17 protein-coding genes are annotated in these 19,943 nt (G+C 37.4%); 15 read left to right on the top strand and 2 right to left on the bottom strand.

What is annotated here, in order from left to right:
• Window position 1: 1 nt before the first annotated feature.
• From ruvA to rbfA, 15 genes are all read left to right on the top strand, one after another.
• The gene (gene ruvA / locus B096_RS0102680; protein ID WP_018579248.1) at window positions 2-589 is read left to right on the top strand and encodes a Holliday junction branch migration protein RuvA; all 588 of its coding nucleotides are present in this window, start codon (window positions 2-4) and stop codon (window positions 587-589) included.
• Window positions 590-1,600 carry a Holliday junction branch migration DNA helicase RuvB gene (ruvB, locus tag B096_RS0102675; RefSeq protein WP_018579247.1) on the top strand — a complete coding sequence of 337 codons (1,011 nt, stop codon included), beginning with the start codon at window positions 590-592 and terminating at the stop codon, window positions 1,598-1,600.
• A gap of 9 nt (window positions 1,601-1,609) precedes the next feature.
• Window positions 1,610-2,701: an undecaprenyldiphospho-muramoylpentapeptide beta-N-acetylglucosaminyltransferase gene (gene murG / locus B096_RS0102670; RefSeq protein ID WP_018579246.1), complete on the top strand. Its 1,092-nt coding sequence runs from the start codon at window positions 1,610-1,612 to the stop codon at window positions 2,699-2,701.
• Window positions 2,685-3,497: a cell division protein FtsQ/DivIB gene (locus B096_RS0102665; protein WP_018579245.1), complete on the top strand. Its 813-nt coding sequence runs from the start codon at window positions 2,685-2,687 to the stop codon at window positions 3,495-3,497. Before murG ends, B096_RS0102665 begins: the two co-directional genes overlap by 17 nt.
• 36 nt (window positions 3,498-3,533) lie before the next feature.
• Window positions 3,534-3,893 (top strand): Asp23/Gls24 family envelope stress response protein, encoded by a 360-nt coding sequence (locus B096_RS0102660; protein ID WP_016357183.1) that lies wholly within the window; start codon window positions 3,534-3,536, stop codon window positions 3,891-3,893.
• Window positions 3,893-5,512, top strand: a complete 1,620-nt coding sequence (locus B096_RS0102655; protein WP_018579244.1) for a DAK2 domain-containing protein — start codon at window positions 3,893-3,895, stop codon at window positions 5,510-5,512. The genes B096_RS0102660 and B096_RS0102655 overlap by 1 nt, the downstream gene beginning before the upstream one ends.
• Window positions 5,513-5,538: 26 nt before the next feature.
• A complete protein-coding gene (locus B096_RS0102650) occupies window positions 5,539-7,497 on the top strand; it encodes an ATP-dependent DNA helicase RecG (protein WP_018579243.1) in 1,959 nt (652 codons plus the stop codon).
• Window positions 7,498-7,524: 27 nt separating this feature from the next.
• Window positions 7,525-8,205: a ribonuclease III gene (gene rnc, locus B096_RS0102645; protein ID WP_018579242.1), complete on the top strand. Its 681-nt coding sequence runs from the start codon at window positions 7,525-7,527 to the stop codon at window positions 8,203-8,205.
• A gap of 13 nt (window positions 8,206-8,218) precedes the next feature.
• Window positions 8,219-12,520, top strand: a complete 4,302-nt coding sequence (locus B096_RS0102640; protein ID WP_018579241.1) for a PolC-type DNA polymerase III — start codon at window positions 8,219-8,221, stop codon at window positions 12,518-12,520.
• A gap of 147 nt (window positions 12,521-12,667) precedes the next feature.
• Complete coding sequence (locus B096_RS0102635; RefSeq protein WP_018579240.1) at window positions 12,668-13,099, top strand: ribosome maturation factor RimP; 432 nt, start codon at window positions 12,668-12,670, stop codon at window positions 13,097-13,099.
• Between the two features lie 12 nt (window positions 13,100-13,111).
• A complete protein-coding gene (gene nusA / locus B096_RS0102630) occupies window positions 13,112-14,698 on the top strand; it encodes a transcription termination factor NusA (protein WP_018579239.1) in 1,587 nt (528 codons plus the stop codon).
• Window positions 14,699-14,714: 16 nt separating this feature from the next.
• Window positions 14,715-14,969 (top strand): RNase P modulator RnpM, encoded by a 255-nt coding sequence (gene rnpM / locus B096_RS0102625; RefSeq protein WP_018579238.1) that lies wholly within the window; start codon window positions 14,715-14,717, stop codon window positions 14,967-14,969.
• Window positions 14,959-15,285 (top strand): L7Ae/L30e/S12e/Gadd45 family ribosomal protein, encoded by a 327-nt coding sequence (locus B096_RS0102620; protein ID WP_018579237.1) that lies wholly within the window; start codon window positions 14,959-14,961, stop codon window positions 15,283-15,285. Before rnpM ends, B096_RS0102620 begins: the two co-directional genes overlap by 11 nt.
• On the top strand, window positions 15,278-17,131 hold the full coding sequence (gene infB, locus B096_RS0102615; protein ID WP_018579236.1) for a translation initiation factor IF-2: 1,854 nt from the start codon (window positions 15,278-15,280) through the stop codon (window positions 17,129-17,131). The genes B096_RS0102620 and infB overlap by 8 nt, the downstream gene beginning before the upstream one ends.
• 6 nt (window positions 17,132-17,137) lie before the next feature.
• Window positions 17,138-17,479 carry a 30S ribosome-binding factor RbfA gene (gene rbfA, locus B096_RS0102610; RefSeq protein WP_018579235.1) on the top strand — a complete coding sequence of 114 codons (342 nt, stop codon included), beginning with the start codon at window positions 17,138-17,140 and terminating at the stop codon, window positions 17,477-17,479.
• A gap of 74 nt (window positions 17,480-17,553) precedes the next feature.
• Here the strand turns inward: rbfA and B096_RS0102605 are convergent, their stop codons facing one another.
• Both B096_RS0102605 and B096_RS10230 read right to left on the bottom strand, forming a co-directional pair.
• Entirely contained in the window at window positions 17,554-18,288 is a 735-nt protein-coding gene (locus tag B096_RS0102605; RefSeq protein WP_018579234.1) for an amino acid ABC transporter ATP-binding protein, read from the bottom strand.
• A gap of 2 nt (window positions 18,289-18,290) precedes the next feature.
• The gene (locus tag B096_RS10230; RefSeq protein ID WP_018579233.1) at window positions 18,291-19,904 is read right to left on the bottom strand and encodes an ABC transporter permease subunit; all 1,614 of its coding nucleotides are present in this window, start codon (window positions 19,902-19,904) and stop codon (window positions 18,291-18,293) included.
• Between the last annotated feature and the right edge of the window lie 39 nt (window positions 19,905-19,943).

Genomic DNA, 19,943 nt, shown 5'->3' with positions numbered 1-19,943 from the left:
TATGATTGCATTTATTTCAGGTGTTGCAGTGGATCGAGGAATCGATTATGTTGTGGTCGATAACCATGGTATTGGTTATCAAGTATTTTGTGGGAATCCAGAGATGGTGACATTAAATGAGAGCATAATATTTCACACTTATCAACATGTGAGAGAAGATGCAATCATTTTATTTGGTTTCGTTGAAAAACGAGAACTAGATATATTTCGTCAACTAATAACGGTAAAAGGGGTTGGGCCTAAAACGGGCATAACCATTTTAAGCCGTTTTAGCGGCGATGACATCGTAAGGGCGATTGACCAAGAAGATATGGCCTTTTTAAAGAAACTGCCGGGAGTAGGCCCTAAAATGGCTTCTCAAATGATGTTAGACCTTAAAGGGAAATTTGTAGCAACGCAAACAGGGGTTTCAAAGAGTGCGGCAATCCCGCAGTTGGAAGAAGCTTTGGATGCATTGGGTGATTTAGGGTTTAAGAAAGCAGAATTGAATAATATTAAAAATGAACTGGCGATGCTAAATTTGGATTCTGTAGATGAATTTATTAAAGCAGGATTGAAACTGTTGCATTCAAGAAAGCGAGGGGTGTAGATGGAAGAACGTCTGATGTCAGGTGAGCAAATTGCTTCGGGACAAGATTACGAAGAAAATCTACGTCCTCAAACGCTACGCGAATATGTAGGTCAAGAAGGATTAAAAGAAAATTTAAAAATCTTTATTGAAGCGGCGAAATCGCGCAATGAAGCACTCGATCATTTACTGTTTTACGGTCCTCCAGGACTTGGTAAAACGACCATAGCGCACGTTATTGCAAATGAAATGCAAACTGGTATTAAGGTGACAAGTGGTCCGAGTATCGAACGCAGTGGTGATTTAGCTGCGATTCTTTCGAGTCTTGAACCGGGTGATGTTCTTTTTATTGATGAAATTCATCGGATGCCTAAAGCGGTTGAAGAAGTTTTATATCCCGCGATGGAAGATTTCACATTGGATCTTGTTGTTGGTAAAGACTCATCAACAAGAAGCATCCAAATTGATTTACCACCGTTTACATTAATTGGTGCAACAACACGGGCAGGGGACTTATCGTCACCGTTAAGAGACCGTTTCGGTATTATTTCAAAACTAGAATATTACAGTCATGATGAATTAGAAACCATCGTAACCCGTACCAGTCGTGTTTTAAATACAAGCATTGACCATGATGCAGTAAGTGAAATTGCAAAGCGCTCTCGTGGAACACCGCGAATTGCTAACCGTTTATTCAGACGGGTGCGTGATTTTGCACAAGTTCTCAATGATAACGTGATTGATTTTCCAATTACTCAATTAGCTTTAAATAAATTAAAAGTTGATGATTTAGGACTTGATGATGTTGATTTACGATATTTAAGAGGGATTATCGAACGTTTTGACGGAGGTCCGGTGGGCATTGAAGCTATAGCCGCTTCAATATCTGAAGAAACGATGACTTTAGAAGATGTGTATGAACCATACTTATTACAACTTGGTTTCATTAATCGTACGCCCCGAGGTCGTGTTGTGACAACGAAGGCTTATGAACATCTTAAAATTGATGTTAATCAAAGGCTATTTGAATAGAGGTAGAATATGAAAGTATGTATTGTTACCGGTGGTAGTGGGGGACATATTTACCCTGCAATTACCTATGCTGATTTTATTAAAAACAAACGCAATTCTGAGGTTGTATTTATTGGAAATGACCATAAGATGGAATCTTGGATTGTTCCGGAAGCGGGCTATCCATTTTTCCCTATCCACAATCAAGGCCTTCAAGGAAGTGCTTTGGATAAAATCAAAGCTGTATTCTCTCAATTTGGTGCTTATCGTACTGCTAAAAAACATTTAAAAACTATCAAACCGGATGTGGTATTTGCTTTTGGTGGTTATGTTTGTGGTCCCGTTACTTTTGCGGCAAAATCACTTAAAATACCAATCATTCTTCATGAGCAAAATGCATATCCTGGTAAAGCAAATAAAATGGTTGCGGATTCAGCGAAAGCGATTATTACATGTTATGAAGAAGCGTTTGAGGGTCGCGATCATGTCTATTATTTAGGGAATCCACGTGCTTCATTGATTAATGAAACAATTGATAGCACAGCAGAAGTGAAACGGTTGAATTTAAATCCTAATCTAAAAACGGTGCTCATGGTCATGGGATCTCAAGGATCAACGGCAATGAATAAAAAGTTTGAATCGTATGTTCGTCATTATAATGATTCGGAAACCCAAGTCATCATTGTTACAGGACCTTTGCATATCGAAAAGTTCAAACAAACTGTAGGTGAGGTTCACCCAAATATTCATTTGGAAGGTTTTGTCGATCAAAAAGCATTGCTTCCGGTTGTAGACTTAATTGTATGTCGCTCAGGCGCTTCGACGGTCGCAGAGATTGAATCATTTGGTTTACCCTCATTATTGATACCAAGTCCTTATGTTGCGAATAATCATCAATACTACAATGCGAAATCGTTATTTGATAAAAATGCATGTGATATGCTCTTAGAAGAAGATATCAATGAGAACGTATTAAATGATCGCGTGTTTAAATTAATTCGAAATGAAGAACGTTTACTACAACTTGGTGAAAATGCACGAAAACGTGCGACACCCAATGCTGTTTCAGATATTGCTGATTTAGTTGAAAAGGTGGTGGGACTTCATGACGCGGCGCACTAATCCAGAATTAAATGATGAACGTGAGCCTATCGATAAAATAAAGGCTACTATTGATCAAAAGAAAAAAACGATACGTCGCAAAAAAAGACGTCGTATCGCATTTCGAGTTGTTCAATTGATGGTTGTGGTTGGGATTGTTATCGGCATCTATTTCTTTGATAAAAGTGACGCATCTCGTATCCAACAAGTACGGGTGAATGGTAATGTTGTTCTCACTGATGATGAAATCAAAGAATCGTTAAAAGTTCATGAAAATCAACGTATTTATTTAACGTATAAGGGTATCTTAAATCAAAAAGGAAAGTCCGTTAAAGGACTGGATACGGTCGATACACATGTTTATTATCGACAAGGTATTGTCAATCTCAACGTTACTGAAAAAAAAGCAGTCGGGTATACTTTAGAACCTTCGATTCGAGTTTATTTTGAAGATGGATACTATAAAGAATTTGAAACAGTTGACCCAACTGTTATTGAGCGGTTACCCTTACTAGTTGGGTTTAATGATGATTCGATTACAGAAGCATTGTTAACCGCACTTTCAACGATTGATGATGGTTCTATGGCGTCGGTTTCGGAGATTCATTTCGAACCAACAAAAGTTGAACCGGATTACATGCGTATTGTGATGAATAATGACTACTTTGTATTTACAAATGTAGAAACTTTACCACAACTCAATAAATATGCTACTATTATAAGTGGGGCTGATCCAAGCGCTCGATGTATCGAGTTTATTGAGTATGGCCCAACAGAAGAAACACAGTCTGCTGTAGTGAAAGCGTGTGGATCATAAAAATATTATTAAATATAAGAAAGAGGAGGAGAAATGATGGCGATTGAAAAAACCAATGAATTTGGAAAAATCAATGTTTCAAACGAAGCAATCGCAATGCTAGCTGGCGGTGTCGTGACAGAATGTTATGGTGTTGTTGGAATGGCCTCTCAGCAAGTTTTTAAAGATGGTCTTGCAGAATTGTTAAAAGGTGAAAATTATTCAAAAGGTGTTATTGTACGAAAAGGCGATAACGGTTTTGATTTGGATTTATATATAATTGTAAGTTATAACGTTAAGATTTCAGAAGTAGTACTCGAAGTTCAAAAGAAAGCGAAATACATGTTAGAAAAAACACTTCAACAAAACTTTAATACGATTAATGTTTATGTTCAAGGTATTAAGGTTGTTCAATAATGAATACTATTAATGGCGATATCTTTTTGAAGATGCTTCAAAGTGGTGCCAACAATCTAACAAATAAGCATCATGAAATCAATGCTCTTAACGTTTTTCCTGTGCCCGATGGTGATACAGGAACCAATATGAATCTTACATTTACAAGTGGTTTAACCGATTCTAAGAAAGCTGTGACATCACATTTAGGTCAATTAGCTAAAACATTATCTCGAGGTCTTCTAATGGGTGCTCGCGGTAACTCAGGCGTTATCCTTTCTCAAATATTCCGTGGATTTGCACAATCGGTTGAGAATTTACAAGAAGCAAGTGTAATGGATCTAGCTGAAGCTTTCCAAATGGGAAAAGAAGTTGCATATAAAGCTGTTATGCGACCTGTTGAGGGTACGATTCTAACAGTCTTACGTGAAAGTTCACAAGCTACTTATGAATATGTTCTTAAAAATCCTGAAATTTCAATTATTGAATTTTTTGAATGTCTTGTTGTAGAAGCAAACAAATCTCTCGATGGAACCCCTGAATTGTTACCTGTTCTTAAAGAAGTCGGTGTTGTTGACAGTGGTGGTAAGGGTTATGTAACTGTATTGGAAGGTTTTTTAGCTGAACTTAAAGGTTCACCAATTGAACTTGAAGACAGTGATGAATCAAATCACGCTGCTGCGTCAGATTTTGAACACGATGAATTTGGTTACTGTACAGAATTTATAGTTCGTCTTGATGAAGAATCAACAAATCGCTATAACGAAGATAAATTTAGAGCTCAACTTGAAGCATTAGGAAATTCACTTGTTGTGGTAACTGATGAAGACCTTGTAAAAGTGCACGTTCATACACTTAAACCTGGGAACGCATTAAACCTAGCCCAACGCTATGGTGAGTTTGTTAAATTAAAAATTGAAAATATGTCAGAACAACATAATACAATCCTAGATGCTGAAGAAAAAGCAACTCAAAATAAGCATAGTAAATATGCAATTGTTGCAGTAGCTGCCGGATCAGGTGTTGTTGATATGTTTAAAGAACTACGTGCAGAATATATTATTAGTGGTGGGCAAACAATGAATCCTTCAACTGAAGATTTTGTAGCTCTTATCAATAGTATCGATGCAGACCATATCTTTATCCTACCTAACAACTCAAATATTATTATGGCCGCTAAACAGGCACAAGATATTTGCGATGATAAAGATATTCACGTTATTGAAACTAAGACAATTCCTCAAGGATTATCAGCATGTGTGATGTTTAATCCTGATGTTGATGTTGAGGATAATTTAGGTGAAATGCTTGATGCAGTTGCTAATACGAAAACTGGTCAAGTAACTTACGCTATTAAAGATACAATGTTTGAGTCCATTGAAATCAAACAAAATGATTTCATGGGTATTCTTGAAAAAGACATCGTTGTAACAAACCCAAATCGTTTCGAAACTACAAAAGCACTTTGTGCACAATTAATTGATGACGAGAGTGAACTTGTGACCTTGATTGCAGGTGAAGATGTATCCGTTGAAGAAGCAGCTGCAGTTGTAGACTATATTGAATCTACATATGATGTGGAAGTTGAGTCTCACCGCGGTGAACAACCTGTTTATTCGTACATCATTGGAGTAGAATAAAAGGGCTTAGCCCTTTTATTTTTTATATGAAACTAACGGATAAACAAACAAAAATCATGCAAGCCTATGGTGCTGAGACACCAGAAGCTTTTTTGATGGTTTTTCCTTATCGTTATGAGCGTCTTGAATCAAAACCCCATGGGGAATGGAAGCCTGGCGATACGGTTGTTTTTTCGGGTCGATTATTGGGTGGTTTTAAACATTTTACTTTTCGTAAAAATCAATCGGTCACAAATTTTAAAGTCGTGGTTGATGATGAAATCGTTGGTGTAGCGATTTTTAATCGACGTTTTCTGAATGCACGTCATTACGATCATGGTATTGTTGTCGTCGGTGTCGTTGGTACAGATGGTAGGGTTACCGCTAAAACGGTAAGTAATAAAAACATTGAAGAAATCGTAGGAATTAAACCAATCTATAGCCAAAAATCGGGTATTAAACAATATGAGATTGAGCGATTAATTCATAAAATTATAGCGGACGTAACCATACCTAATATAATTCCCAACGAGTTCCAATTACAGTATCATCTTTTAGATCGTTTCGATGCTATTAAATCAATGCATCAACCTCAAAGTGAACGTGAGCTTCAATTTGGTTTAAGAACGCTTAAATATGAGGAGTTTTTGGCGTATCATCTCTCGATCGCTATGAATAATGGAACACGTGATTTTGGAGTTCCCAAACCTTTTATGATTGCGGATGCACTTTCGATATTAGACACCCTTCCTTTTAAACTTACTGAAGATCAAATGACATCACTTCATGATATTTTAAGTGATCTGTCAAGTAGCAAACAAATGAATCGTTTGCTTCAGGGTGATGTAGGGAGTGGTAAAACGGTTGTTGCCCTATTAGCGGCATATGCTGTGTATCGATCGGGTTATCAAGTTGCGATGATGGTTCCTACTGAATTGTTGTTGATGCAACATGTTCAGACCTTCAAGCGTTTGTTTCCAGAAGTTGATTGTGTTGTTATATCGCAAGGTATCGAAGATCGTGATGAAGGCTTATCGGCAATTCGTGAGGGCTCAGTGCAATTTATTTTTGGAACGCACGCGCTCTTTCAAAAAGATGTGCAGTTTCGCAATCTGGGGCTGGTGGTTATTGATGAACAACATCGTTTTGGTGTTGACCAACGCAGGGCGTTAATTACAAAAGGGGAAAAAGTTGATGCCTTGATGCTTTCCGCAACTCCGATTCCAAGAACCTTAGCCTCAAGTTTATTTTTTGATTTAGATGTTTCTACGATTGCGACATATCCAAGTCATCGAAAAACAATTAAAACAGAATGGATTCGCGAAAATTCACTGCGATCCATTATGACTACGATTTATGAGCGACTTGAACGAAAAGAGCAAATCTATATTGTGTGTGCTGCAATTGATGAGGGCGAGCGACCTGGTGTAAAGAATGTACTAACGATATGTAAAAACTTAAAACCTGTTTTCGCATCCTACAATGTTGATTATGTTCACGGGAAAATGCCGAGCGAAATTAAAAACGAAAAAATGAAACGGTTTGCCGACGGGACGATTGATATACTGATTAGTACAAGTGTTATTGAAGTCGGGTTGGATGTGCATAATGCAAACACGATGATTATCTATAATGCTGAACAATTTGGCCTAGCAACGCTGCACCAACTCCGTGGTCGCGTTGGCCGGGGAAGTGTTCAAGGAATCTGTTATTTACTGAGTAGTAATGAGAGTGAAGAAACTGAGGCGCGATTGAGTGCTCTGGTTTCGTCACATGATGGTTTCGAATTGTCCATGACGGATATGCGACTCCGTGGTTTTGGAGATGTTTTAGGGCAACGTCAATCAGGGTTGCCGAACTTTATCCTGGGTGATATTGTAAAAGATGAAAAAATCCTTAAACAGGCTAAGATTGATGCGGAAAAAATTGCAGAAAATCTAAATCATGAGGATTACCAAGAAATAATTGCGGATGTCGACCGCCGACAGTATTTTAAAACGACATAATGGTGTATAATATTATAAGGTGATAACATGACAAAATGGGATTTATTGGATTCTTTACAGATTCCATATATTAATAAAGATTTAATTGATAATGCGTTTATTCATTCTTCATATGTAAATGAAGTAGAAGAACGTTTAGAAGACAACGAGCGCCTTGAATTCATGGGTGATGCAGTCTTACAAATTTGTGTTTCAGAACGTTTATTTAAACATAAGGATCATTTTAATGAGGGAGATATGACATTATATCGCGCTAAGTTAGTTTGTGAAGAAGCTTTGGCGCAATATAGTTTAAAGCTAAAACTCAATGATTACCTCATGTTAGGTATGGGTGAAGAAAAAAATGGTGGTCGTGTACGAGCATCCATTATAGCTGACTTATTTGAGAGTTTTATTGGTGCTCTTTACCTTGATAGTGGTATTGATAGTGTAAATATTATTCTTGATCAAGTGATGAGTGAAGCCTTCAACGAATTAGAATCGTTAAGCATCACGGATTATAAAACAAAATTACAAGAATATATACAAGCCGATTCGCGAAAATCTGTAAGTTATGAAGTAATCAACGTCGTTGGACCGTCGAATGCGCCAGAATTTGAAGTAGTTGTAAAACTGGATGAGTTAATTTTCGGACAAGGAAAAGGCTTGTCTAAAAAGAAGGCAGAACAAATGGCGGCAAAGGATGCTTTTGAAAAATTAGTAAAATAAAGGAGATGATAACGTGACCGAAATATTTGATAAACTTGGAATTAATAAAAACTATTCATTTCATTTTGAGGATGCGGACATTATCTCATGTAAGTATAATCCAGAACATAAGAAATTAGTTGTTAACTTAAAGGTAATGAAATCATTACCTTTTTCAGTCTATCGAGAGGTTGTAAAAAAATTAAAAATCTACACGAAAACAAATGTTGAGTTATTGGTAGAGGCATCGCAATCAGATCTTGATTTTTTAAATATCAGTCAATATTCAGACATGGTTGTTCGAATGCATAATTTATCAGCGATTAAAGAAGCTTCCCTCCAACTTGTGGACGAAGGATTAAAATTACTGTGTATAGATGAACGTCATCGTGAAGCGACGCATCGAGAATGTGATGCATATTGTAAAGCTTTAAATGCATTAGGGATTGTTTTAGATGTCTGTGCAGAAATATCTGTTGAAAATCTGGCTGACGAGATATCAGAAGTACCAAAACCGGAACGTGTGGAAATGATGGAACGTAAAGTTGTTTCGAGAGTTCCGAAACGACGTAATGGTAAAGGAAATTATAATCCCGTGAAAATGAGTATGCTCACCGATGAAGCTCGGGATGTTTCAGTGGCCGGAAAAGTATTCGATGTTGAAGTGCGTGAAACACGAACAGGAAAATTTATTGCCAAGTATTACTTGAGTGATGGGGAATCGGCGATATGCGTGGTTGATTTTGCAGATACAGAAGAAGAAATTATCTCGAAAGGGATTTGTATTCGGGTATTTGGTACCTATGTATTTGATGCGAAATATGAACGAGACTTTATCTTCAAAATGGACCGTTATGAAGAAATCGATGATATCTTCCGTCGCTTTGATACTGCGGATGAGAAACGTGTTGAGTTTCATTTACATACTAAATTTTCAGAAATGGATGGTATTAATGATGCGTCAGAATATATGGCTCAAGCTTTTGAATGGGGCCACCCAGGGATGATCATTACAGATCATGTAGGGGTTCAAGGATTTCCAAAGGCATATGGAAACCTTAAGAAACTTCGTGCCAAGTATCCTGATCATCAATTTAAACTCGGTTATGGTGTTGAAATGAACATGGTCGATGCTGAACTTAAAATTGTTTCCAATGCTCACGGAGAACCTTTACAAACGGGATCTTACGTATCATTTGACTTGGAAACTACAGGATTATCTAATTATTATGACCACATTATTGAATTTGGTGGCGTGCTCATTGAAAATGGTCGCGTTGTTAAAAAAATGCAAACATTTATTAAAGCACCCGTTCCAGTACGTCCATTTATTCAAGAGTTAACCAATATTACGGATAATGATCTTAAAAATGCACCGACTATTGAAGAAGCGATGGATCAAATTTTAGAATTCTTAGGAGATCATGTCCTTGTTGCCCACAATGCACAATTTGATATTGATTTTATTCAAGAAACATTACGTCGAATGGGTCGAGAGCCCATCAAAAATGCTGTTATTGATACCTTAGATTTATCTCGAGCTCTTTTTGATAACCGTCGTTCATATCGTCTTGGTAGTATTGCGCGATTCCTGCGTATTGGTTATGACGAAGGTGTCGCTCACCGTGCTGATTATGATGCGGAAGTATTATCTTTAGTCTTTTTGGAAATACTACGCCGTGACGAATTAAGCCAAATGACGTGTATTGATGACTTACAGTCATTGAATAATGAGGAGAGTTTTAAAAAATTGCGTAAAAGTCATTGTACCGTGATTGCGAAAACACAATCAAGTATCAAAGACCTATATCAATTGATCTCACTCTCGCATACAAAATATCTCGCTTTTTTTGGTAAAACTTCAAAAGGAGATGCTGTCATGGCAGAACCTCGAATTCTTCGTACTGAATTAGAGCGTTTCCGTGAGAATTTACTGATTGGCGCTGGCTGTACCAATTCTGAATTGTTTGAGATTGCAATGAATAAGAGTCAAGCAGACTTGGAACGATGTATTGCATTTTATGATTATGTAGAAATTATGCCGCTTGATTTATATGGACCTTTATTAGAAAGTCAAGCGATTGAAAGTGAAGCAAGACTTTTGGATATAATCAATCGCATTATTACGACGGCAACTCAACTTAATAAACCTATTCTTGCTGTAGGGAATGTCCACTATAACCATCCAAGTGAAAAAGTCATTCGGGATGTTTATATTCATTCTCAAGGAATTGGGGGTGCTCGACACCCACTTTATATCTTTAATGAGCAACGTCGTATGGCTTTTGAAGCACCTAATCAGCATTTTAGAAGTACTGATGAAATGCTTGATGCATTTGCGTTTTTAGGTGCAGATAAAGCTTATGAATATGTTGTAAAGAATCCTGTAAAACTGCTTAATGAGATTGAAGATGTTTCGCCAAAGAAGAAAGAACTCTTTACACCACATCTGGACAACAGTGATGAATTATTGAAAGAAATTGTTTATCGCAACGCGCATAATCTTTATGGAACGCCGTTACCGGATCTTGTTGAAGCACGACTTGAACGAGAATTGAAATCGATTTTCGGTAACGGTTATGGGGTTATTTATTATATTTCACATCTGCTTGTTAAAAAATCACTGGATGATGGTTACTTAGTTGGATCACGGGGTTCGGTAGGGTCATCACTTGTGGCAACGATGGCTGAGATTACTGAAGTGAATCCGCTGGCGCCACACTATGTTTGTGATCAATGTCATTACAATGAGTTTTTCCTTGGTGGAGAATATTCTTCGGGGTTTGATTTAGAGCCTAAGAAATGTCCGAACTGTGGTAAAGATTTACATTGCGAAGGTCAAGATATCCCATTTGAAACATTCTTAGGGTTTGAGGGTGATAAAGTCCCTGATATTGATTTAAACTTTTCAGGTGATTATCAAGAATTTGCTCATGCCTACACCAAAGAGATTTTTGGTGAGGAGTATGTCTATCGGGCAGGAACAATCTCAACGGTCGCTCAAAAAACAGCTTTTGGGTATGTGTTGGGTTATCATGAAAGCATGAATATAACAAATAGTAATAATGCATGGAATACATATCTAGCAGTGGGTGCTGAAGGGGTAAAACGAACTACCGGACAGCACCCCGGCGGGATTATCGTTGTTCCTGACTATATGGATGTTCATGATTTTACACCAATCCAATATCCTGCTAATAACCCAGATTCATCCTGGTATACAACGCACTTTGAATTTCACGATATTGATGACAATGTCTTAAAACTTGATATTCTAGGTCATGTCGATCCAACAGCGATGAAAATGTTAGAACGTTTAACCGGTGTTGATATCCATGATGTGCCTATGAATGATGCGCGGACCTTGTCCTTATTTGGCTCTACTGAAGCACTTGAGGTTGATGAACGTAAATATCATGAAGTTACTGGTGGTTTGGGATTGCCAGAATTTGGAACACCATTTGTTCGGGGTATGCTCGAAGCCACGCGCCCAAGTAAATTTTCGGACTTAGTTCGGATTTCTGGACTTTCACACGGAACGGATGTTTGGCGAAACAACGCGGAGGAACTTATTAAACAAGGGCTCGCTTTTGATAAAGTAATCGGTTGTCGTGATGATATTATGGTTGATTTGATGCAATATGGACTTGAAGCCAAAGAGTCTTTTACAATTATGGAAAGTGTCCGTAAAGGACGCGGACTTAAAGATGAATGGATTGCTTCAATGAAGAAAAACAATGTGCCAGAATGGTATATTGATTCATGTCTTAAAATTAAATACATGTTCCCGAAAGCCCATGCGGTGGCATATGTTATGATGGCAATCCGAGTGGCGTGGTTCAAAGTATATTATCCACGTGCTTATTACGCTGTGTATTTTACCCTTAGAGTAAATGCTTATGAAATTGAAACGATGTGTGCAACCCAAGAAATTGTTGCGAGTCGATTAAATTCAATCAATATGCGTCTTAAAAGTTATGAAACCAAAAAAGACGTATCAATTAAAGAAAAGAATCTAATTGATACGCTTGAAGTTACATTGGAACTTCAAAGCCGTGGTTATCATGTAAGTCCAATTGACTTGGAACTCTCGAAAGCCACTGAATTTTGTTTGGATCCGCGTGATGATAAGGCAATTCTGCCTCCGTTCAATGTGGTTGATGGTCTCGGTGATAACGTTGCCCGTCAACTGGTTAAAGCGCGAGAAGAGCAGCCCTTTATTTCCAAAAAGGATCTAATGACACGGGGAGGCATCAGTTCTACCTCCGTGAAAAAACTTGATGAACTTGGTGTTACAAGCCATCTTCAAGATAGTAATCAGATGAGCTTATTTTGAATCTAGAGAAGGAAAATAATCTATTTTTTAACCGCTGAAACTCAGTGCATAAATTTGCTTTTACGTAGGTTTAAGTGTATAATATGCATATACTTTGAAACAGAGGAGTGGTTAAGCCACTCCTTATATATTGTCTAAGGAGCGATTATGGAAAAGTATTTAGAGAAAATTAAACCAACTGCTGAGGCATTGGGACTTGATATTATTGACGCAGAACTCATAAATAAAGATTTGCTTGAGTTGAGTATTGCTCGTAAAGACTTCAACCCTGTAGACTTAGAGCTATGTGCAAAAGCTGGTGAGGCATTTGGTGAAGCATTGGATTATGAAATTGGTCTGGATGTTGGATCAGCTGGCGCAGAACGTGTCATGCTTGAAGAAGATTATGGCAATGTTGTTGATCAATATGTTTTAATCAAATTTAAAAATCCAATACAAGGTGCTGACTATGTAGAAGGAACAGTAATATCCGTAGACGAAAACGAGGTTGTTGTATCTTATAGACAAAAAACAGCATTAAAGAAAATTGCAATTGAACGTTTAAATATTAAAATGCTACGTTTAGCAGTTAAAGTTTAAGGAGATAGTGAAATGAACGTTAAAAATGTTATATTAGCGATGCAAGAAATTGAAGATAATCGCAATATTTCAAAAGAGATTATTATTGATGCATTGCAGGATTCATTGGTTAAAGCGTATCGCAAACAAATCGGTGTTCCGGATGCTCTTGTTGATGTAATCATTGATGAAAGAACCCAAGAAATGAAATTATTTCATAAATTCCTTGTCGTAGAAGAAGTTATGGATGATGAATTAGAAGTAGGAATAACAGAACTTCCTGAAGGTGCTGAAGGACTTCAAGTAGGGGATTACTACATGATTGAAGAGCCTATTGTTGAATTGGGTCGTGCTGCAGCAACACTTGCGAAAAACGTTATTAAACAAAAAATTCGTGAAGCAGAAAAACAAGCGGTTTACGATGAATACATTGATCAACTTGGCGAAATGATTATGGCCATGGTTGAAAGTGTTGAAGAAAAGTTTGTAGTTCTTAATTTAGGGAAATCTTTAGCGGTAATGCCTCGAGCTGCGCAAATCGAAGGGGAAACATACCGTGAAGGGCAAACTTTAAAAGTTGTTATTACTGATGTAAATCGTGATACGAAGGGCGCTCAAATTTTAGTGTCTCGTGCAGATGCAATGCTTGTACGTCGATTATTCGAAAACGAAGTACCGGAAATTTTCGAAGGACAAGTAGAAATTAAAGCGATTGCTCGTGAAGCGGGCGAACGTACCAAAATTGCCGTTTATTCTCACGATTCTGATATTGATCCGATTGGGGCATGTATTGGACCTCGCGGAAGTCGTGTTCAAGCAATTATTGAAGAACTTAAAGGCGAAAAAATTGATATCTTTGAGTGGAGCGATAATATGATTGAGTTAATCAATAATGCACTCGCACCGGCTGAAGTTATTGCAGTTTATCCAAATGCTGATAACAAGGGTCTTGTGGTTATTGTTGATGACAATCAATTATCACTTGCAATTGGTAAACGTGGTAAGAATGCGCGTCTAGCTGTTCGTTTAACAAAACAACGCATTGATATTAAGTCAGTATCAGAAGCGCAAGCAGATGGCATTGACTATGTTGCATTGATGGCAGCTTATGAAGCTGAAATCCGTTCTAAACAAGTTCAAGAAGAAGTGATTGAACCTGTGGAGCTTGTTGAAGAAACAATTGAGGCAGTTGAAGAATCAACAGCTGAAGAAATAATTGAACAAACTCAAGAAGAAGTTGTAGAAGTAAAAGCTGAAAACATCGAAGTATCAGAGAACGTTGAAGTGGATGAACCTGAAGAAGCTGAAGAAACCATCAAACTTGATCGTAAAGAAGTATTCAAACCCCGTACAGATTATGTATCAAAATTTGAACAACTTGCGGATGCGTCACGTAAAGAAGAACAAGACTTACGTCGTCGTAGACGCAAACCTGAACGTGAGGAAGATAAACCTGTTAATACAAGTGAACTTCTGAAAGAAAAAGAATATGAAATTCTTCCTGAGTATTCACCGGAGGAGCTTAAACAAATTGAGCAACAACAGGCAGCTGAATCAAATTCATGGTTAGAAGAAGAAATCGACTTTGATGAATTTGATGAATACTACGACGCCGAATAGTCTTTGGAGGTGTGTGATGAAAAAAATTCCATTACGCAAATGTGTAGTTACTGGTGAACAACATCCGAAAGTAGAATTACTTCGGGTAGTTTTAACACCAGAGGGCAATGTTGAAATTGACCCAAGTGGCCGAAAGAATGGTCGTGGAGCATATTTATATGTTACGGAAGAGACCATTGAGAAGGCACAAAAATCACGTGCGCTTGAACGTGCACTTAAATCAAAGGTTCCTATCGAAATTTATGAGGAGCTCAAAAATTATGTTCGATAAACAAAAAATGTTAAATACACTGGGTTTATGTCAACGCGGTCGTAAATTAGTCTATGGTGATGAATTACTTCCAGCGATTACAAAAAACAAAGTTTATGCTGTAGTTTTAGCGGATAATGCGTCCGATCGAACTCAAAAACAGATTCAAGATAAATGCAATACTGCAGGAATACCCGTTATTGGTGGTGTGACTCGCGAAGAATTATCTTGGTCTATAGGAATGACCAATCGTGTTGCCGTAGGGGTAAACGATCGAGGATTTAGTAAAGTATTTAAATCTTACTTAGTAGAAAGAGGTGACGTAATAAGTGAGTAATAAAAGAAGACAAAGAAATAATAAAAACAGACAAAACCGTAATAAGCGTCCCGCTCAGGACAACTTTAAACCGAAAGATAACGTCGTGATTTCGGAGATTGAGTATACTGATGGTATTTCGGTTAAGGATCTATCAGAAAAAATAAACAAGAGTCCTGCCGAAGTTATCAAGCTTCTCTTTATGATGGGAACAATGGTGACAATCAATACATCACTTGACGAAGAAACGGTTCAATTGATTTGTATGGAGTATGATGTTGAAGCAACACGCGTCGAGCCTGTTGATGAATTAACGTTAGAGGATGAAGAAAAAGATGATCCGAAAACGCTTGAGCAACGTCCTCCAATTGTAACAATCATGGGACACGTTGACCACGGTAAAACAACAACACTTGATACGATTCGTAATACAGATGTTGTTGCAGATGAATTTGGTGGTATTACACAACATATTGGTGCTTATCAAATTACCCATAAAGGTAAAAAAATTACATTTTTAGATACACCAGGTCATGAGGCCTTTACAGCCATGCGTGCACGTGGTGCAAGTGTAACGGATATTGTAATTGTTGTTGTTGCGGCAGATGATGGTGTTATGCCTCAAACACGTGAAGCGGTAGATCATGCTCGCGCAGCAAATGTTCCGTTAATTGTTGCAATCAACAAGATTGATAAACCAAATATTAATATTGATCGTGTCTATTCTGAATTTAGCGACCTTGGTGTCGTTGCTGAAGAATGGGGAGGCGATACAGTATTTGTTAAGATTTCTGCTAAATCGGGTGAAGGTATTGAAGAATTACTTGAAACAGTGCTTGTTGCCGCAGAACTTGAAGAATTGACAGCTAATCCAAATCGTCTTGCATTCGGAACTGTAATAGAAGCTAAACTTGACAAGAGTCGTGGTCCTGTAGCAACCTTGCTGGTACAAAAAGGTACCTTACGTCATGGAGATCCAGTTGTAGTTGGAACTACATTTGGACGTGTTCGTAAAATGGTTGATAACCGTGGACGTGAGTTACAAGAAGCGTTACCATCAATGCCAGTTGAAATCATTGGTTTAAGTGATGTTCCTATCGCTGGTGATTCATTCCGAGCATTTGATGATGAAAAGAGTTCTCGAGCTGTTGCTGATAAGCGTAATCAAGCGCGTATTTTAGCGGATCGAAACCAAACGAGTGCATTAAGTCTTGATGATTTATCACAACAAATCGCTGATGGTGAAATCCAAGATATTAATGTTATCTTAAAAGCGGATGTTCAAGGATCTGCAGAAGCAGTAAAAGCTGCTCTTGAACGTATTGAAGTGGGAGATGGTCATGATGTTCGTGTTAATGTAATCCGCGCAACAGTTGGTGGTATTACAGAAAACGATATTATGTTAGCATCCGCATCCAATGCAATTATTATTGGGTTTAATATTCGTCCTACAGCTGCAATTCGTAAAAAAGCTGAAGAAGAGGGTATTGAAATTAGACTTTATAACATTATCTATAAAGCAATCGAAGCAATGGAAGCAGCGATGAAGGGTATGTTAGCACCTGTCTTTGAAGAAAAAATCTTCGGACAAGCTGAAGTACGTGAAATCTATAAAGTTTCTAAAGTGGGAACAATTGCCGGCTGTATGGTTACAGATGGTAAGATGTTAAAAGAATCCGGTGTTCGTTTAATGCGTGATGGTGTCGTGATCTATGAAGGACAAATGGCTTCATTGAAACGATTCCAAAATGATGCAAAAGAAGTTTCACAAGGATTTGAATGTGGTATTACAATTGAAAACTTTAATGATATTAAAGATGGCGATGTTATTGAGTCATTCGGTGAAATTGAAGTAGAACAGAGGTAATCAAAAATGACAGTAAAAAAAGAACGCATTGAATCTATTATTAAGCGAGATCTTGCTCCAGTTATTCAAAACAGATTAAATGATCCAAGTTTAAAATTCGTAACTATAACGGATGTTGACGTAACAAATGATTTCTCATTTGCTACAATTTATGTGAGTTTTTTAGAAGAAGCTAAAAAGCAACCAGGAATGGATGCTTTAAATAAAGCAAAAGGCATGCTTCGTACTGAAGTAAGTAAGGCATTAAGTATTCGTCGTACACCTGAACTAATCTTCAAACTTGACGAATCCGCAGAATATGGTGCTAAAATCGATGGTATTTTAGAATCAATTAAAGATAAAGATTAAAAAAAGACCAGTGATAATTCACTGGTCTTTTTTCTAAGGGTGCTGATTTATATATCGACACCTTTTTTTTAGTATTAAACTTTCATAAAACGAGTTAAGAACTGTTTTGTTCGCTCTTCTTTAGGGTGGAGGAAGAGTTCTTCTGGTGATCCTTCCTCAAGAATAATGCCACTATCCATAAATAGAATTCGGTCACTTACTTCACGTGCAAAATCCATTTCATGTGTAACAATAAACATGGTGTAGCCTTCTTTGGCTAAGTCTTTTATAACTTCTAAAACATCACCGACCATTTCAGGATCAAGTGCCGATGTCGGCTCATCTAGTAGTAAAAATTCAGGTTTCATGCAGAGAGCACGTGCGATTGCAATTCTTTGTTTTTGTCCCCCTGAAAGTTGTTTAACATTTTGATCTTTAAATTCTGACATGCCAACACGTTCTAGATTTTTTAAAGCTTCAATTTCAGCCTCTTTAGGGTCTATATTAAGAACTTTTATCGGTGCAAGTGTGCAATTTTCTAAAACAGATTTATTTGAGAATAAATTGAAGGATTGAAAGATCATTCCGACCTTTGAACGGTATTTATTGATATCCATTTTTTGATCTGTTACATCCTCGTTATTAAAAGTTATTACGCCATTATCAAAGGTTTCAAGGAGGTTAATGCAACGTAAGAGCGTCGATTTACCACTTCCACTTGAACCAATGCAGGAAACAACTTCACCTTTTTTGATTTCAAGATTAATATCTTTAAGAACTTGAAGTTCTCCGAATGACTTATTTAAGTGTGATATTGATAAAAAACTCATGATTAGTTACCTCCTTCTTTATTCTCAAAGTGAATTTTGTGAGTTACCGATGCAGGATAACTTCCTTTGGGTGCATCCATACGTTTTTCAATAAGATTTAATATTTGCGTTGAACAAATTGTTAGAACAAGATAAATCAGCGATACAATAAAGAACGGTTCCATCTGACGATAGTATATTCCAGTAAGGCGATTACCTTGGAAGAAAAGTTCAGATACAGTAATTACATTCAGTACGGATGAATCTTTAATATTAACTACGAATTCATTCCCGATAGCAGGGATTGCGTTTCGAATCGCTTGAGGTAAAATTACGTATCTCAATGTCTGAGACTCAGTCATACCTAATGATCGTGCTGCTTCATTTTGTCCTTTATCGATTGCTTGAATTCCGGCACGAATAATTTCGGACATATAGGCAGATGTATTAATTGATATAATAATAATCCCGGCGGTTAAAGGTGAAATTGCTACCTCTAATCCACGTAAACCGTAGTAGATTAAAATACCTTGAACCATCATTGGTGTACCACGTAGATATTGTACATAGGCGGAAACGATGAAATTCATTGTGCGTTTCAGGATGCGAGTGATGCCATTATCGCGTGGTGTTATTTTAACTTGGCGTAAGCCGGCGATAAATAGTCCGATAATTAAACCGAATGTCGTACCGGTTAGTGCAATGAGCAGGGTAACTCCCAAACCATTTAGGAATAACTTCCAATTATTTTTAATTAAAAAACCAACACCAGCAAAGAACCCGCTGGGCATTAACTTACTTGAATCCTCACTTGAGCTTGGTTGACGTTGAATTGCTTCAGCCATCATGATGTCACGTTGTTCTGGAGTGATTTTGCTAAGAGCATCATTCACTTGATTTAACAATTCATCATTCCCTTTGGCAAGTCCTATAGAAACAGTAACTTCTTCTTCATCTACGATAAAACCATAATTTTCCTCAAATTCAATAATAGATAAATTGGGATTGCTGCTTGTGATCGCAAGCGCCACTGGTTTTTCAGATACAAACGCGTCAATAGCATTATTATTTACTGCTGTTGTTAAAAATGGGAATGATTCAAGCGGCACACCATGTTTAACAGATGGAATTTGATCGACGAGTTGGTCATGCATGGTTCCGATTTGAGCGGAAACATGGGCACCCTCTAAATCATTAAGTGATGTAGCATTGGCATAAGGACTATCTTTTTTAGTTACAAGAACCATTTGACTTGTATAGTAAACATCCGTAAAATCGACTTCCTGACGACGTTCTTCAGTATTTGTCATTCCGGCGATGATCAAGTCAATATCCCCAACTTTTGCAGATTCTAATAAGCCTTTAAAAACTGCATGATCTTTGATGACTAAATTTCGATCAAGTTCTTTAGCAATATGACGTGCCATTTGTACATCATATCCATCACAGTAACTATTCCCATCGGGAAGGGGTTCTGTAAATTCTGTCTGGCTTGATTGTGTCCAGTTAAAAGGTGCGTAATTACATTCCATTCCTACTACTAAATCATCCTGTCGATGACCGGTGCTGCTACAACCTGTTAAGGCTAAAAGTGCTAAGAAAAAAATCAATGTCTTTTTCATGTTTTTGCTTTTCATAACATGTCTCCTCCTAATATAAAATAAAAAGACCCACGC

Origin of the sequence: Erysipelothrix tonsillarum DSM 14972, assembly GCF_000373785.1 — a bacterium.
Classification (GTDB): Bacteria; Bacillota_I; Bacilli_A; order Erysipelotrichales; family Erysipelotrichaceae; genus Erysipelothrix; species Erysipelothrix tonsillarum.
The sequence above is the reverse complement of the archived record's forward strand: the minus strand, read 5'-3'. Positions and strand labels throughout refer to the sequence as shown.